Origin of the sequence: Microbacterium sp. zg-Y625 (assembly GCF_030246925.1) — a bacterium.
Taxonomy (GTDB): Bacteria; Actinomycetota; Actinomycetes; order Actinomycetales; family Microbacteriaceae; genus Microbacterium; species Microbacterium jiangjiandongii.
In genome coordinates, this window is record NZ_CP126740.1 from 2426447 (window position 1) to 2439575 (window position 13129).

Genomic DNA, 13129 nt, shown 5'->3' on the forward strand with positions numbered 1-13129 from the left:
CACCGCGAGGCCGACCGCGCGCGCATCAGCAACCGACCGTCAGAGCCCCACCATCTCGGCGCTGCGCTCCCACAGCATCCGCGCCAGGGCCGGGTCTGCGGCGAGCGGGTTGGTGCGCGCCGGCTTGTTGCGCGCGTAGTAGCCGCCCGGCCGCCAGTCGATGCCGGGCACGCCCGCAGCGAGGAAGGTCAGCCGCGACCCGCCCTGCTCGGGCGTGGTGAGCAGCCGCGTCGTGAGCGGGTTGGTGTACATGAACCGCCACGGCCCGTCGGACGCCCCCGCGAAGCTCGTCGCCACAGCTCCAGGGTGGAAGGCCACGGCGTGCAGGCCTTCCCGCGAGAACCGGCGGTGCAGCTCCTTCGTGAACAGCACGTTCGCCAGCTTGGCGTTGCCGTAGGCCGCTCCCGCGGAATAGCTCCGCACCCCCTGCAGGTCGTCGATGTCGAACCGCGCGAACCTCTGCGCGGCCACACTCGACGTCTGGATGACCGCAGCACCCGAGTCGATGAGCCGGTCCCGCAGCAGGTTCGTCAGCAGGAACCCCGCGAGGTGGTTCACCTGGAACGTGACCTCGAAGCCGTCGTCGGTCAGCTGCCGCGGCCCGAAGATGCCGCCGGCGTTGTTGGCGAGCACATCGATGCGCTCATAGGACTCCCGCAGCACCGCGGCGAGATCGCGCACCTGGTCGAGGTGCGCGAAATCCGCCAGATGCCACGGCGCCCCGATCTCCTCGGCGACCTGGCGCGTCTTGTCGGGGTTGCGCCCGACCACGACGACCCGCTCCCCCGCTGTGTGCAGCTGCCGGGCGGCCGCGGCGCCGATGCCGTCGCTGGCTCCGGTGATGACGATCGTGCGCGGCCCGCCCGCCGCCGCGCGTGCCGACTCAGAGATCGAACTTCTCGTTCTCGCCCTCGAGGCGCTCGCCGGTGACCTTGTGCTTGACGAAGGCCAGAACGCTCGCGATGCGGCCGCCGGGGCTGTCCCAGTACTCGCCGCTCTCGGCGTTGACCTTCAGCAGCACGATCTCGGGGTCTTCGGGCCCCTCCGGGAACCACGCCGCCAGCGCGGGATTCCACTGCTCCTTGAGCTTGGCGGTGTCGTCCACGATCTCCGCGTGGCCCGCCAGCGACATCCACGCGTCGCTCGAGCTGAACGAGACCCCGACGTGCGGGTCGCGCAGCACGTGCTGCGCGGCGGACGCGTGACGGCCGATGACGAACCACAGGTCGCCGTCGGACTCGGTCTCCTGCACCGTCAGCGGGTGCGCGGTGAGCGTGCCGTCCTCGGCGCGGGTGGTCACCATCGCGAAGCGGAACTTCTTGAGCAGCTCGTTCAGCTTCTGCAGCTCGTCCGTGTCAGCCATGGGGCGGTCCTTTCCTCGAAGCGGTGAGAAGCAGTAACGCCATCCCATCGCGCCCGACGGCCCCGTGGAACGGGTTGACAACGGATTCCGCGTGCTTCATGGCCGAATCACAGCTCGACGCTGTCCTCGCTCGGCACCGGCGTCTGCTGGTACAGCGCCAGCCGCCACTCCCCGTCCCGGCGCACGTAGACGCTCGACATCTGGGCCTGGAACGGCGGACCGCCCGAGGCGCGGAAGGCGCGCCCCCGGTACACGAAGGCGGCCGCATCCCGACCGATCTCGACCAGCCGCTCGTCGGTGATCTCGTACGCGGACCATGCCGGCGCGTCTGCGAGCGAGGCGATCACCTGCGCGCGGTCGAGCACCGAGCCGTCGGCGAGCACCATCAGGCCGTCGTCGGTCATCACCGTCCCGTAGAAGTCGCCGCCGCTGCCGTCGCACAGCGACTGCCAGCCGGCGTTTTCCAGACGGAGCAGTTCCGAGACGTTGACATCCATGGCGCCAGTCTGCGCATCCCGCGGCCGGGACTCAACGGCCGACTCCCTTTCCGGCGCCTCTCCGCTCTCCTAGCCTGGGCGGATGGACCGGAGCGGGCGGCGGGAATGAGGGCGGGCGCAACGGCCGACGCACCGGCATCCGGCCCGCGCTCCGCGAAGCCCCGCCTGCTCTACGTCGAGGACGAACCCGAGACCGCGGCGATGGTCGTCGAGGTCCTCTCCGACGAGTACGACATCGACCACGCCGCCACCGGCGAGGAAGGACGACGCCTGGCACTCGGGCGACGCTACGACGTGATGGTCGTCGACCGGCGCCTCCCCGGCATGTCGGGAGTCGACCTGCTGCACGCGGTGCGCACCGCCCGCATCGCCACGCCGGTCATCATGCTCACCGCGCTCGGCGCCGTCGACGACCGTGTGAGCGGGCTGGATGCCGGTGCGGACGACTACCTCGTGAAGCCGTTCGACTTCGCCGAGCTGCGCGCACGCCTGCGTGCCCTGCGCCGCGGCCGGGGTCCGGCTGCCGACCGACGGGAGCTGGGCGACTGGGTCTTCACGCCGGGGACCCAGGCGCTGTACTCCCCCGCCACGGGGCGTCTCGCCCTCACCCAGGCCGAGACGGCGCTGCTGGAGCTGCTCACCTCCAGCCCCGAGCACGTCTTCACCCGCGAGGAGATCGTCGACGCGGTGTTCCCCGGCGGCTCCGCCGCCACCGTCGACACCTACGTGCACTACATCCGGCGCAAATCCACCCCCGAGATCATCGAGACCGTCCGCGCCCGCGGCTACCGGGCGGGAGCCCCGCGATGAGCAGGCGGGCGGATGCCGCGACCGCCGCCGACCGCCGGCGGGTGGATCAGGCGGCGCTGCGGGCGGGCCTGTGGGTGGGGCTGGCCTCCGCGGCCGTCGTCGCGATCATCACGGTGGCGACCGTCGCCGTGATGATCGCCGCCTCGCGCCCGGACCGGCGGCCGCCCCGCGAGGGCGGCGGGCCGGGGGCACGCGTCATCGACCTCGACGAGGTGGCACCGGTCGCCCTCGCGCTCGGCGTGCTCGGCGTCGTGGCCCTCGCCGTCATCGCCTGGTACGCCGCCCAGCGCGCGGCCCTGCCCCTGGCTGAAGCCCTCCGCGTGCAGCGGGCGTTCGTCGCCGACGCGAGCCATGAGCTGCGCACCCCGCTGACCACGCTGACCAGCCGCATCCAGCTCGCGCAGCACCGCGCCGAACGCGGCGGTGACGTGTCCTCGGTGCTCGCCGACCTGCGGCGGGATGCCGCGGTGATGGATGCCGCACTCACCGACCTGCTCGAAACCGCCGAGGCCGCCGGCGCGCGCGACGACGACCGGCGCGCGGTCGCGTCGGTCGCGTCGGCCGCGCACGACGCGGCATCCGTCCTCGCTCCTCAGGCGGCGGAGGCAGGGGTGACCATCTACGTCGACGTGGCCCCGGGGCTCGATGTCGGCGCGGAGGGCGCCGCGCTGACGCGCGCGCTCATCGCGCTGCTCGACAACGCGGTGCGCCACTCCCCGCGGGGCGGTGCCGTGCAGGTGACGGCACGCGCGGCGGGTCGGCGGGTCGAGATCCGCGTGGTCGATCAGGGCGCGGGCATCACGGGCATCGACACCGACCGGCTGTTCGAGCGCTTCGCGCGGTCGGCGGCACCCGGCGAAGGGCGGGGATTCGGGCTCGGGCTCGCGCTCGTCCGCGACATCGCGACCCGCTTCGGCGGCTCGGTGCAGGTCGAGACCACCTCCCCGGCGGGCACGACCTTTCTGCTCACGCTTCCCGCCCGCGGCGGAGGGCCGCAGGGCTGAGGGTTCGCATGGACGGACCTATGGACTCCCCCTGACCGGCGGACTCTTGGCGCTGTCTTTGAACGCGCGCGCGAAAGTGTGGGCATGCCTGAGAACACCACCCCCAACGAGAACAAGGAAACCACTCCCGCCCCCGACAGCACGCCGACCGCTGCGACGACGCCGCTGCCGCCGCGCCCGCCCATGCCCGAGCAGCAGGCGGCCGCGCGGGCCGACGCGCAGGCCTCCGCCGCGCAGGCCGACGCCGCAGCGACGGCAGCGAAGGCCGACGCGAAGGCCGCCCGCGACGAGAAGCCGTTCGCCCAGCGCACCTGGGTGAAGGTGACCGGTGGGGTCGCCGCCGGTGTCGTGCTGCTGGGCATCGGGTTCGGCGCCGGCTGGGGCGTCTCGAACGCCGTGGAGCCGACGCTCGCCGGAAACCCGGGCGACAGCGAGTCCTGGCAGCTCGGCGAGCGCGGCGAGCTGCCGCGGGGCGACGAGTCCGGCGAGATGCCCCGGGGCGACGAGTCCGGCGACTCCGGTCGTTTCGGCCACGGCGGACCCCGCGGCGACATGCGCGGCGACATGCACGGCGATATGCACCGCCCCGGTGCACCCGAGGACAGCGAGTCCGACGTCGCACCCGAGGACGGCGGATCCGAGGCGCCGGACGCCGAGTCTGAGGACGACACCCGCGACGACGACGGCCGCCCCGAGCGCCGCGGCCCCGGCGACCGCCACTCCGACGAGCAGTCGAACGACGACGCGACGCAGACCAGCGCCTTCCGCTTCTGACCCGAACCCCCCGCGACGGCCACGCCCTCACCCCGGGCGTGGCCGCTTCGCGTCGCAGCGGTCGGGCGAAGTCGTCGTCCGCCTGCGCGCGGGACTACCGGAGCGGGACGCGCCGCGTCAACCGCCCAGCCGGTGACCAGCCGGTGGGTACCGTGGCAGAACGTGCCATCGAGGGGATGACGTGACCGCCGCAGAGACCGGGACGAGGACGACCGTCTCGGTGGTGATCCCGGTGAAGGACGACGACACCGAGCTGCGCCGCTGCCTGCGCGCCCTGGCGCTGCAGACGCGCCTGCCCGACGAGATCGTCGTCGTCGACAACGGCTCCACCGATTCCTCGGCCGAGGTCGCCCGCGCCGCGGGGGCGCGCGTGGTGCGCTGCGACGAGCGCGGCATCCCGGCCGCCAGCTCCTGCGGGTACGACGCCGCACGCGGCGACATCATTCTTCGTCTGGACGCCGACAGCCTGCCCTCCCACACCTGGGTGCAGACGATGTCCGAGGCGCTGGAGCGGCAAGCCGACGTGTCGGCCTTCACCGGCGGCGCGCGGTTCATCGACGGTCCGCGGCGCCTCCGGCGCCCGTTGGCCGCCCTCTACCTCGGCGCCTACGCGGCCGTGACCTTCTCGGCCCTCGGCCACCTGCCGCTGTTCGGATCCAACCTCGCCTTCCGCGCCTCGGCCTGGCGGGACGTGCGCCACGAGGTGCACCGCCACGACCCCGAGGTGCACGACGACCTCGACCTGGCGTTCCACCTGGGGCTGCGCCACCGCATCCGGTACCTGCCGCACGCGGCGATGGGCATCTCGATGCGCCCGTTCGGCGACCGCGTGGGGTTCCGGCGACGGGTCTGGCGCGGCCACCACACCGTCGTCATCCACTGGCCCGAGGACTTCCCGCCGGTGCGCTGGCAGAAGCTGGCGTTGCAGCGCGCCCTGCACAGGCGCGGCCCGTCTCCCACCCGAAGCCGCTCCGGCCGATGAGCGACTCCCCCCGCCCCCTCATCGGCCCGGTGGCCGCACCCGACCTGCATGTCATGACGTTCAACGTCAGGCGGCGGATGCCGGCGCTGCTCACCCGGCCCGCCGACCGCTGGGCGCGGCGTCGCCCTCGCCTTCGCGCCGTGCTGCGCGCGGAGCGGCCGACGCTTCTCGGTGCGCAGGAGGCGCTGCCCGACCAGGCCGCCGCGATCGCCGCGGCCCTCGGTCCGAGCCACCGTTCCGTCGGCCACGGGCGCGACGCCGGCGGCTCGGGCGAGGCCTGTCCGCTGTTCTACGACGCCGAGCGGCTCGAGCTGATCGACTGGCAGCAGTCCGCCCTGTCGGACCGCCCCGACCAGCCCGGATCCGCCACCTGGGGCAACGTCATCCCTCGCATCCTCGTGCAGGCCTCCTTCCGCGACCGGGCCACCTCGGCTGCGTTCCTGGTGATGAACACCCACCTCGACGTGTTCTCCGCGCGCGCCCGGCTGCGCAGCGCCCAGCACATCCGTCGCCTCATCGCCGCGCAGCCACGGCCGGCCCTGGTGATGGGCGACCTCAACGCGGGTCCTTCCTCCCCCGCGCTGCACGACCTCCTCTCCGACGGCACGCTGGTCGACGCCTGGACGGCGGCGACCGACCGTCTCACCCCGGAATGGGGAACCTACGGCGGGTACCGCCCGCCCCGCCCGGGCCGTGACCGCATCGACTGGATCGCCGTCTCGCCCGCTGCCACCGTCGTCACCGCGGCCGTCAACGCGCACCCGGTGGACGGCGGCTGGGCGTCGGACCACTTTCCCGTGCAGGCCGTCGTGCGGATGCCGCGATCGGAGAGCAGCCCGTGATCGAGAACTTCCTGCGGCCGCCGCAGACGGTGAGCGAGGTCATCGCCGACGCGCTGCGGCTCGTCGGGCTCCTCAGCGTCATCGCGGCGTCGATCTGGAGCACCGCGACCGACGCCGGCATCCTGTCCCTCGCCCTGCCGGCGCTGCTGGTGCCTCGCTTCATCGGCGTCCGCTCGTCGTTCGACATCGTCTACCAGGTCGTCGTGCTGACGGCGGCGTGGAGCAACGTGCTGGACCTCTACCGCACCATCGACAACTGGGACCTCATCCTGCACTTCTCCTGCACAGCGGTGCTCGCGGCGATCTCCTACCTCGCGCTCGTCCGGTTCTCGATCACCCCCGACCCGCGTACCGAGGGCTTTGCGCGACGCACGGCCATCGTGCTGGTCACCGTGCTGGGACTCGCGGCGAGCGCCGTCTGGGAGATGATCGAGTGGGTCGGCTACGCATTCATCACCGACGAGATCTTCGTGACCTATCCGGACACGATCGGCGACATGGCCGTCGGCGGGCTCGGCTCCCTCGTCTCGGGCATCGTGCTGGCGTTCGTGCGCCTCGACCGCCCCGACGCCTGACCGGTTCGCGCCGCCACCGGCCTGACACATCCCCCCGCGGCGCGCAAGGCCCGGGTACCCCGACGGCACCGGTGCTCTACTGGGGGGACCCATTGCTCGCAGACGGAGGCATCATGTCCGACGACACGCAGAACACGCAGGGCACACCCGACGGCGACCTCGAGGCGGACACCGCTTCGGGTGGCGCGCCCGAGCAGCCCGACACCACCGACGACGACGACCGTCCGGTCGACAACCCGTCCGGAGGATGAGCGCGCCGACGACGCGGAGCACCCGATCGGCGCAGAACCTCTGGTCCGGCGTGCTGTTCGGCGTCGGCCTCATCGCGTTCATCGACGAGGCCGTCTTCCACCAGCTGCTGCACTGGCATCACTTCTACGACCTGTCGACGCCCGCGATGGGCCTCGTCTCCGACGGCATCTTCCACGCGGTGAGCTGGTTCGCGACCATCGCGGGCCTGTTCCTGCTGGCGGACCTGCGCCGCCACGACGCCCTGCACTGGCGGCGATGGACCGGCGGCGTGCTGCTCGGCGCGGGCGTCTTCCAGCTGTACGACGGCACGGTGCACCACAAGGTGTTCGGCATCCACGAGATCCGCTACGTCGAGGACGTCTTCGTCTACGACCTGGTCTGGAACCTCGCTGCCGCCGCGATGATCGTCGCCGGAGCCGTGCTCGTCCACCTCACGCGCAGCACCGCACCGGTGCGCGTCGCGTCCTCCGTCCGCTAGCAGCGCGTACGCATGGATGCCACACACGCGCATGGCGGCGGCGGATCGCTCGACGCGCTCGTCGTGTTCGTCGCCGTCGTGGCGGTGGCCTGCTACCTCGGCGGCGTCGCCGGCTCACGCCGACGCGGCCGCGACTGGCCCGTGTCGCGCACGGTGCTGTGGTGCGCCGGGATCGCGGCCGGCGCCGCCGCTGCGGCGGGTCCGCTGGCTGCGGCCGCCCATGAGAGCTTCACGGCCCACATGTGGGCGCATCTGCTGGGCGGCATGGCGGCCCCGCTGCTGATGGTGCTGGCCGCCCCCGTCACCCTCGCCCTGCGCACCCTCGACGTCACCCCCGCCCGGCGCCTGAGCCGGCTGCTGCGCAGCGCCCCCGCACGGTTCCTGTCCCACCCGATCCCGGCCGCCGTGATCAATGCCGGTGGCCTCTGGCTGATCTACCTCACGCCGCTCTTCGACGCGATGCGCACGCAGCCGCTCGTGCACGTGCTGGTGCACGCGCACCTGGTCGCGGCCGGGTACCTCTTCCTCGCCGCCGTGATCGGGCTCGATCCCCGCCCCCACCCGCCGGGGCGCGTGCTGACGTCGATCGTGCTCGTGGCGACGATGGCCTCGCACGGCATCCTGGCGAAGTACCTCTACGCCAACCCGCCCGCAGGTCTCGATGTCCTCGACGTGCGGGCGGGGGCGCAGCTGATGTACTACACGGGCGCGTGGGTCGAAGCGGTCACGATCGTGATCTTCTGCGCGCAGTGGTACCGGGCGACCGGTGTCACTTCCCGCGCTTCGAGGCCGGCAGGAACACGGCTCGAACGAGCTTGATCGCCAGAACCGACGCCACGACCCACGGTCCGATCACGAGGATGGGGTCGAGCCAGGCGTGCTTCAGGTCGATGCGCCCTCGTCCGACGCGCGAGGCGATCGGGTGGTGGGCGATCTCTCCCGCCACGCCCGACTCGGTGATCGGGTCGTCGGGACGCTTGCTGAAGAGCGAGGTGACGTGGGCGGTGACGGCATCCACCCGGTCTCCCGCCACGAGCAGCAGCCAGTGTGCGGTCTGCCCTTCGCTGAAGCGGTCGTATGCGAACCGGCGGATGCGTCCGGAGATGCCGTGCAGCGGCTGGGCGGTGCCGAAGACGGGCGTGACGCGCTCGTGCTCGATCGAGCGCTCGCGGCCGCTCGCGCCGGCCTGCTGCGGGGGCAGCTCCCAGTGAGCACCGGTCTCGATGCCCGGCTGCTCTCGCGGGAACGCGGGCCGGTCTGCCGGGTCGAGGTCGGCGCCCCAGCCGGGGATGCGGGCGCGCAGCGCCTCGGGGTCGGGGGTGGAACCGGGCTTGTCTGCGGTGTAAGGCATGTCGGTCTCCTTCGAAACGGCGCTCAGGCCACCGTGATGACGGGCTTGATGATGTCGTCGAGCTTCGACGAGAAGATGTGGTACCCCTCGGCGATGTGCTCGAGCGGAATGCGGTGGGTGATCATCTCACTGGGCTTGATGTGCCCCGCAGCGATGTGCTCGAGCAGCCGCGGCCACTGCCGCTTGACCGGGGCCTGGTTCATGCGCATCGTGACGCCCTTGTTCATGGCGTCGCCGAACTTCACGGCGCTGAACAGCGGCCCGTAGGCGCCCATCACCGAGATCGTGCCGCCCTTGCGCACCGAGTCGATCGCCCAGTTGAGGGCCACCGGCGAACCGCCCTGCAGCTTGAGCTTGGCCGCCGTGACGTGCTGCATGATGTGCCCGTCGGCTTCGGCGCCGACCGCCTCGACCACGACGTCGGCGCCGAGTCCGCCGGTCTGCTTCTTCAGCTCGAGGACGATGTCGTTCACCTGGCCGAAGTTGATCGTCTCGGCGTGGGCGAACTCCTCGGCCTTGCGAAGGCGATAGTCCAGGTAGTCCACGACGATCACGCGACCGGCACCCATCAGCCAGCACGAGCGGGCGGCGGCCAGCCCGATGGGACCGGCGCCGAACACCACCGCGGTGTCGCCCTCGACGATGTCGGCCAATTGCGCGCCGAAGTAGCCCGTCGAGAAGGCGTCCGTCAGCAGCAGGGCGTCTTCGGGGTTGACGCCGTCGGGGATCACAGCCGGTCCCACGTCGGCGAACGGCACGCGCACGAGCTCGGCCTGCCCGCCGTCGTATCCGCCGGCGGTGTGCGAGTAGCCGTAGATGCCGCCGACCGCCGTGGCGTTGGCGTTGACGTTGTGGCAGTTGGAGAAGAGCCCGCGGGAGCAGAAGAAGCAGCTGCCGCAGAATATGTTGAAGGGCACCATGACGCGGTCGCCGACCGACAGGTTCTGCACCGACGAGCCGACCTGCTCCACCCTGCCGATGAACTCGTGGCCGAACGTGTGGCCCACCCGGGTGTCGGGCATCATGCCGTGGTACAGGTGCAGATCGGAACCGCAGATCGCGGCGAGCTCCACCCGAACGATCGCGTCGTTGGGGTGCTCGATCTTCGGATCGGGCTTCTCTTCCACGCGGAGCTTGTAAGGCCCGCGGTAGGTCATGGCTTTCATTCGCGCCTCCTTGTCGGTTCTTCAGTGTGGCGCGGCCACCGGCGCGGTACGCGGGGGTTGCCAAGCCAGCGCTGGCATGGCACAGAGGCCGCCGTCAGAGGGTGACCAGTCGCACGTCGCGCAGCTCTCCGGCGTCGAGCTCGGCGGTCATCATCGTGTGGTGGGGCTGCCGGCGGCGGTCGGTCGGCGATCCGGGGTTGAGAAGCCGCAGTCCGCCGGGGGTCGTGGTGTCCCACGGGATGTGGCTGTGGCCGAAGACCAGCAGGTCGGCGTCGGCGAAGGCGGCATCCATCCGCGTCTCCCGCCGGCGCGCGTCACCGGTCTCGTGGATCACCGCGACCCGTACGCCGTCGATCTCACGCCGCGCGATCTCGGGCAGCCTGTCGCGCAGGTCGGCGCCGTCGTTGTTGCCGTAGACGCCGAGCACCGGGGCGTGCCGCTCCAGCTCGTCGAGGACGGATGCCGCGACCCAGTCGCCGGCGTGGATCACGAGGTCCGCGGCATCCGCTGCGTGCAGCAGCGCGTCGGGGAGCCGGCGCGCGCGCCCCGGGATGTGGGTGTCGGACACCATCAGCAGCCGAGTGCTCACGGCCGGTGTCGTTCGTCGGTCATGTCGCGCTCCTTCGTCGCCCTCCACCCTCACCGATGGCCGGAACGGGGAATGAGGGCTTGACACCAGCGGTCCGGCGGGCCAGTACGGGAGGGGGCAGTGTTCATGCGCCGCATGCGCCCCGTTCACCTTCGGCCCATACGTTGATTGCGAACGCGCGACCGCACTTACGAAAGCGGCGCTTCGTTGTTGGATGATGACAAACGTTTGAGGTAGTGTCCCCCTGGTGGGACCCACCTCAATGAAGAGCGAGAGGCACAGCATGTTTGGATCACGCAAGAGGCACCTGGCGGTCATGGGAGCGGCGACTGTCGCCGTGCTCGCCCTCAGCGGGTGCGCCGGCGGAGACGCCGAGACCGAGGCCGACGCCGGCGACACCGGCTCGTCGGACGGAACGCTCATCGTCTACACGAACTCCAACTCGGACGGCCGCGGCGAGTGGATCCAGGCGCAGGCCGAAGAGGCCGGCTTCGACATCGAGATCGTGGGTCTCGGCGGCGCCGACCTCACCAACCGCATCATCGCCGAGAAGAACAACCCCGTCGGCGACGTGGTGTTCGGTCTCAACAACATGTTCTTCGAGCAGCTGAAGGCCGAAGACGCCATCGTCGCCTACGAGCCGAGCTGGAGCGGTGAGGTTCCTGCCGACGCCGGCGACCCCGCCGACGGCGCCTACTGGCCGCTCGTGCAGCAGGCGATCGTCACCGTCTACGACGAGAACACCGTCTCGGACGCCCCCGACGACATCGAGCAGCTCGCGACGGACGAGGCTTACCAGGGCCGCTATGAGGTCAACCCCGCACTCGGTCAGGCGACGCCGCAGCTCGTGCTCGCCGGCATCCTCAGCCGCCACCTCGACGAGGACGGCGACCTGGGCGTCAGCGACGAGGGCTGGGAGATCGTGGAGTCGTACTACGCCAACGGCTCCCCCCTCGTGGAGGGCACCGACCTGTATGCCCGCATCACCCGTGACGAGGTCGACTTCGGCGTGCTGCCCTCCAGCGGCATCGCCGCCCGTGACGAGGAGTACGGCACCAGCACGGGCCTCGTCGTGCCCGAGTACGGCGTTCCCTACGTGACCGAGCAGATCTCCCTCATCAACGGCGCCGCCAACGAGACGCGCGCGCAGGAGTTCATCGACTGGTTCGGCAGCGCCGACGTGCAGGGCGCCTTCGCCGCTGAGTTCAACGCCATGCCGGTCAACGAGGCCGCCGTCGAGCAGGCCAACCCCGACGTGGTGGCACAGCTGGCCGAGATCCCGCGCCAGGACATCGACTTCGGCCTCGTGAGCGAGCACCTCGGCGACTGGGTCGAGAAGGTCACGCTCGAGTACATCGGCTGAGAAGGCGACAGGCACAGACAGTGATCCGCTTCGACGACGTCGACGTCACCTTCGGTGAGCACCGCGCGGTGCGGGGGCTCAGCCTCGAGATCCGCGAGGGCGAGTTCTTCACGCTGCTGGGGCCCTCGGGCTGCGGCAAGACCACCGCGCTGCGTTCGCTCGCCGGCTTCATCCAGCCGACGGCGGGACGCATCGTCATCGGCGATCGCGACGTCACTAATGTGCCCAGCGAGAAGCGCGGCGTGGGGATGGTCTTCCAGAACTACGCCCTGTTCCCGAGCATGAACGTGCGCGAGAACATCGCCTTCGGGCTGGCTGTGCGCAAGAGCTCCAAGGCCGAGCAGCGCCGGCTGGTCGACGAGATCGCCGACCGCACCGGCCTCGCGTCGGCGCAGCTCGAGAAGAACGTCGCGGAGCTGTCGGGGGGTCAGCAGCAGCGGGTGGCGATCGCCCGTGCGCTGGTGCTGACCCCCAAGATCCTGCTGCTCGACGAGCCGCTGTCGAACCTCGACGCGAAGCTGCGGGTGCAGCTGCGCGAGCAGCTGAAGCAGCTGCAGAGCGAGGTCGGCGTCACGACCGTCTACGTCACGCACGACCAGGAGGAGGCGCTGACCCTCAGCGACCGCATCGCGGTACTGGATGCCGGTGAGCTGCAGCAGGTCGGCACCCCTGAGGAGATCTACGACCGCAGCGCCACCTCGTTCGTCTGCCGGTTCATCGGGGAGAGCAACCGCCTCACCCCGGCCGTGCTGCGGCGGCTGCGCGAGAGCGCGGCCGCGAGCGGCGCGGCATCCGACCTCCCCCTTCTCGATGAGAACGCGGAGAGCTACGTGCGCCCCGAGAAGGTCGCCGTCACGGTGGGAGCACCGGCGTCGGGGGCCGTCGCGGGCATTCCGTCCGTCGAAGGCACCGTCGAAGGGCGCACGTACCACGGCAGCCACAGCGTCTACACGGTCGCCGTCGACGACGCGAAGCTGCGCGTGAGCGTGCCCGGCTCCGCCGCTGCGAAGCGGTGGGAGCCGGGGACGCAGGTCACCCTCGGCATCGATCCGCGCTGGGTCCTGCAGTACCCGGGAGCCTGAG

17 protein-coding genes are annotated in these 13129 nt (G+C 71.4%); 11 read left to right on the plus strand and 6 right to left on the minus strand.

All coding sequences use genetic code 11. The features are described 5' to 3' along the window. Positions 1–39: 39 nt before the first annotated feature. The 3 genes from QNO14_RS11225 to QNO14_RS11235 all read right to left on the minus strand — a co-directional run bounded on the left by QNO14_RS11225 (position 40) and on the right by QNO14_RS11235 (position 1860). Positions 40–891, minus strand: a complete 852-nt coding sequence (locus QNO14_RS11225; protein ID WP_257494294.1) for an SDR family NAD(P)-dependent oxidoreductase — start codon at positions 889–891, stop codon at positions 40–42. Further along, on the minus strand, positions 884–1363 hold the full coding sequence (locus QNO14_RS11230; protein WP_257494232.1) for a pyridoxamine 5'-phosphate oxidase family protein: 480 nt from the start codon (positions 1361–1363) through the stop codon (positions 884–886). The genes QNO14_RS11225 and QNO14_RS11230 overlap by 8 nt, the downstream gene beginning before the upstream one ends. Before the next feature lie 107 nt (positions 1364–1470). Then, on the minus strand, positions 1471–1860 hold the full coding sequence (locus tag QNO14_RS11235) for a nuclear transport factor 2 family protein (protein ID WP_257505364.1): 390 nt from the start codon (positions 1858–1860) through the stop codon (positions 1471–1473). Between the two features lie 105 nt (positions 1861–1965). Between QNO14_RS11235 and QNO14_RS11240 the strand changes: the two genes are divergently transcribed. From QNO14_RS11240 to QNO14_RS11280, 9 genes are all read left to right on the plus strand, one after another. Then, the gene (locus tag QNO14_RS11240; RefSeq protein WP_257505365.1) at positions 1966–2670 is read left to right on the plus strand and encodes a response regulator transcription factor; all 705 of its coding nucleotides are present in this window, start codon (positions 1966–1968) and stop codon (positions 2668–2670) included. Next, positions 2667–3674 (plus strand): sensor histidine kinase, encoded by a 1008-nt coding sequence (locus QNO14_RS11245; RefSeq protein ID WP_257505366.1) that lies wholly within the window; start codon positions 2667–2669, stop codon positions 3672–3674. The genes QNO14_RS11240 and QNO14_RS11245 overlap by 4 nt, the downstream gene beginning before the upstream one ends. 84 nt (positions 3675–3758) lie before the next feature. Beyond that, positions 3759–4448 (plus strand): hypothetical protein, encoded by a 690-nt coding sequence (locus QNO14_RS11250; RefSeq protein ID WP_257505367.1) that lies wholly within the window; start codon positions 3759–3761, stop codon positions 4446–4448. Positions 4449–4629: 181 nt separating this feature from the next. Further along, a complete protein-coding gene (locus QNO14_RS11255) occupies positions 4630–5430 on the plus strand; it encodes a glycosyltransferase family 2 protein (protein ID WP_257505368.1) in 801 nt (266 codons plus the stop codon). After that, positions 5427–6272, plus strand: coding sequence for an endonuclease/exonuclease/phosphatase family protein (locus QNO14_RS11260; RefSeq protein ID WP_257505369.1), 846 nt, complete (start codon positions 5427–5429; stop codon positions 6270–6272). The genes QNO14_RS11255 and QNO14_RS11260 overlap by 4 nt, the downstream gene beginning before the upstream one ends. Further along, positions 6269–6847, plus strand: a complete 579-nt coding sequence (locus tag QNO14_RS11265; RefSeq protein WP_257505370.1) for a DUF2238 domain-containing protein — start codon at positions 6269–6271, stop codon at positions 6845–6847. Before QNO14_RS11260 ends, QNO14_RS11265 begins: the two co-directional genes overlap by 4 nt. A 113-nt stretch (positions 6848–6960) precedes the next feature. After that, the gene (locus tag QNO14_RS11270) at positions 6961–7098 is read left to right on the plus strand and encodes a hypothetical protein (RefSeq protein WP_257494223.1); all 138 of its coding nucleotides are present in this window, start codon (positions 6961–6963) and stop codon (positions 7096–7098) included. Then, positions 7095–7577 carry a DUF2243 domain-containing protein gene (locus QNO14_RS11275; protein ID WP_257505371.1) on the plus strand — a complete coding sequence of 161 codons (483 nt, stop codon included), beginning with the start codon at positions 7095–7097 and terminating at the stop codon, positions 7575–7577. The genes QNO14_RS11270 and QNO14_RS11275 overlap by 4 nt, the downstream gene beginning before the upstream one ends. A 12-nt stretch (positions 7578–7589) precedes the next feature. Then, positions 7590–8396 (plus strand): cytochrome c oxidase assembly protein, encoded by an 807-nt coding sequence (locus tag QNO14_RS11280; RefSeq protein WP_257505373.1) that lies wholly within the window; start codon positions 7590–7592, stop codon positions 8394–8396. Here the strand turns inward: QNO14_RS11280 and QNO14_RS11285 are convergent. From QNO14_RS11285 to QNO14_RS11295, 3 genes are all read right to left on the minus strand, one after another. After that, entirely contained in the window at positions 8347–8928 is a 582-nt protein-coding gene (locus QNO14_RS11285; RefSeq protein WP_257494220.1) for a hypothetical protein, read from the minus strand. The genes QNO14_RS11280 and QNO14_RS11285 overlap by 50 nt on opposite strands. Before the next feature lie 23 nt (positions 8929–8951). Continuing rightward, entirely contained in the window at positions 8952–10094 is a 1143-nt protein-coding gene (locus tag QNO14_RS11290) for a zinc-dependent alcohol dehydrogenase (protein ID WP_257505376.1), read from the minus strand. A gap of 94 nt (positions 10095–10188) precedes the next feature. After that, positions 10189–10683: a metallophosphoesterase family protein gene (locus QNO14_RS11295; protein WP_257494218.1), complete on the minus strand. Its 495-nt coding sequence runs from the start codon at positions 10681–10683 to the stop codon at positions 10189–10191. 283 nt (positions 10684–10966) lie between these two features. On the opposite strand from QNO14_RS11295, the gene QNO14_RS11300 reads away from it, so the two are divergent. Beyond that, the gene (locus tag QNO14_RS11300; protein WP_257505377.1) at positions 10967–12046 is read left to right on the plus strand and encodes an extracellular solute-binding protein; all 1080 of its coding nucleotides are present in this window, start codon (positions 10967–10969) and stop codon (positions 12044–12046) included. A gap of 20 nt (positions 12047–12066) precedes the next feature. After that, on the plus strand, positions 12067–13128 hold the full coding sequence (locus QNO14_RS11305) for an ABC transporter ATP-binding protein (protein ID WP_257494216.1): 1062 nt from the start codon (positions 12067–12069) through the stop codon (positions 13126–13128). Position 13129 lies beyond the last annotated feature (1 nt).